Below are 1,268 nucleotides of genomic sequence, written 5' to 3'. Positions count from 1 at the left end.
CACCACGGGACCATTTTGGTTGCGGAGACAGGATTTGAACCTGTGACCTTCGGGTTATGAGCCCGACGAGCTACCACTGCTCCACCCCGCGACAACACTACTAAATTACTTTAAAAATGGTGGAGGATGACGGGCTCGAACCGCCGACCCTCTGCTTGTAAGGCAGATGCTCTCCCAGCTGAGCTAATCCTCCTGGGTATTAAAAATGGTGACCCCTACGGGATTCGAACCCGTGTTACCGCCGTGAAAGGGCGGTGTCTTAACCGCTTGACCAAGGGGCCATTGTGAATTGTAATCCTAAAGTTATCTGGCGGATAGTAAGGGATTTGAACCCTTGAGATAGTGTTAACCGTCTACACGATTTCCAATCGTGCTCCTTCGGCCACTCGGACAACTCTACAAGAATGGCTCCGAAGGCAGGACTCGAACCTGCGACAACCTGATTAACAGTCAGGTGCTACTACCAACTGAGCTACTTCGGAATAATTATTATTGGTTTGTCTAGCGACGTCCTACTCTCACAGGGGGAAGCCCCCAACTACCATCGGCGCTAAAGAGCTTAACTTCCGTGTTCGGTATGGGAACGGGTGTGACCTCTTTGCCATCATCACTAGACTATTTGAAAGACCTTTATTATTCTATCATTTTTCATGATAAAATCAAGTGTTTTTTCAAAATAATACTTTTTTTTTTCCATACAAAGATATCAGTTTTGTATATAACAAAAAAGGACTCTCAAATAAATGAGAATCCTTTATATAGTATTTATTAATTTATATAAGTGGTACCGGTGGCCGGGGTCGAACCGGCACTCCGAAGGAACACGATTTTGAGTCGTGCGCGTCTGCCAATTCCGCCACACCGGCATGTTGCTAAGAGATAAAAAAAATCGGATAATCCGATTAATAATTGAAATATAATATGGAGGCGGCAACCGGATTTGAACCGGTGGTAAAGGTGTTGCAGACCTGTGCCTTACCACTTGGCTATGCCGCCATAAAAATTAAATGGAGCGGAAGACGAGGTTCGAACTCGCGACCCCCACCTTGGCAAGGTGGTGTTCTACCACTGAACTACTTCCGCAATAAATGGCTGGGGTACCTGGATTCGAACCAGGGCATGACGGAATCAAAATCCGTTGCCTTACCGCTTGGCTATACCCCAAAAGATGATTATTATTAGTAAAAATGGGGCGACTGATGGGAATCGAACCCACGAATGCCTGAACCACAATCAGGTGCGTTAACCACTTCGCCACAACCGCCATA

Annotated in this window: 10 tRNA genes and 1 rRNA gene; all 11 read right to left on the bottom strand. The window is 46.3% G+C overall.

From position 1 onward, the window contains the following. Positions 1-16: 16 nt before the first annotated feature. The 11 genes from ACIQ2D_RS22140 to ACIQ2D_RS22090 all read right to left on the bottom strand — a co-directional run bounded on the left by ACIQ2D_RS22140 (position 17) and on the right by ACIQ2D_RS22090 (position 1,264). A tRNA-Met gene (locus tag ACIQ2D_RS22140) sits at positions 17-91 on the bottom strand. A gap of 26 nt (positions 92-117) precedes the next feature. Continuing rightward, positions 118-193: transfer RNA gene (locus tag ACIQ2D_RS22135), tRNA-Val, on the bottom strand. 13 nt (positions 194-206) lie between these two features. Then, a tRNA-Glu gene (locus ACIQ2D_RS22130) sits at positions 207-281 on the bottom strand. A gap of 27 nt (positions 282-308) precedes the next feature. Further along, positions 309-394, bottom strand: a tRNA-Ser gene (locus ACIQ2D_RS22125). A gap of 11 nt (positions 395-405) precedes the next feature. Further along, positions 406-482, bottom strand: a tRNA-Asn gene (locus ACIQ2D_RS22120). A 17-nt stretch (positions 483-499) separates the two neighbouring features. Further along, a 5S ribosomal RNA gene (rrf, locus tag ACIQ2D_RS22115) occupies positions 500-615 on the bottom strand. 167 nt (positions 616-782) lie between these two features. Continuing rightward, positions 783-866, bottom strand: a tRNA-Leu gene (locus ACIQ2D_RS22110). Between the two features lie 56 nt (positions 867-922). Then, a tRNA-Cys gene (locus ACIQ2D_RS22105) sits at positions 923-996 on the bottom strand. A 12-nt stretch (positions 997-1,008) separates the two neighbouring features. Beyond that, a tRNA-Gly gene (locus ACIQ2D_RS22100) sits at positions 1,009-1,083 on the bottom strand. A gap of 6 nt (positions 1,084-1,089) precedes the next feature. Further along, positions 1,090-1,164, bottom strand: a tRNA-Gln gene (locus tag ACIQ2D_RS22095). A 24-nt stretch (positions 1,165-1,188) separates the two neighbouring features. Continuing rightward, positions 1,189-1,264 (bottom strand) — tRNA-His (locus tag ACIQ2D_RS22090). Positions 1,265-1,268 lie beyond the last annotated feature (4 nt).

Origin of the sequence: Lysinibacillus sp. NPDC097287 (assembly GCF_044761695.1) — a bacterium.
Taxonomy (GTDB): Bacteria; Bacillota; Bacilli; order Bacillales_A; family Planococcaceae; genus Lysinibacillus.
Note: the sequence above shows the minus strand (reverse complement) of the source record. Positions and strands in the feature narration are given on the sequence as shown.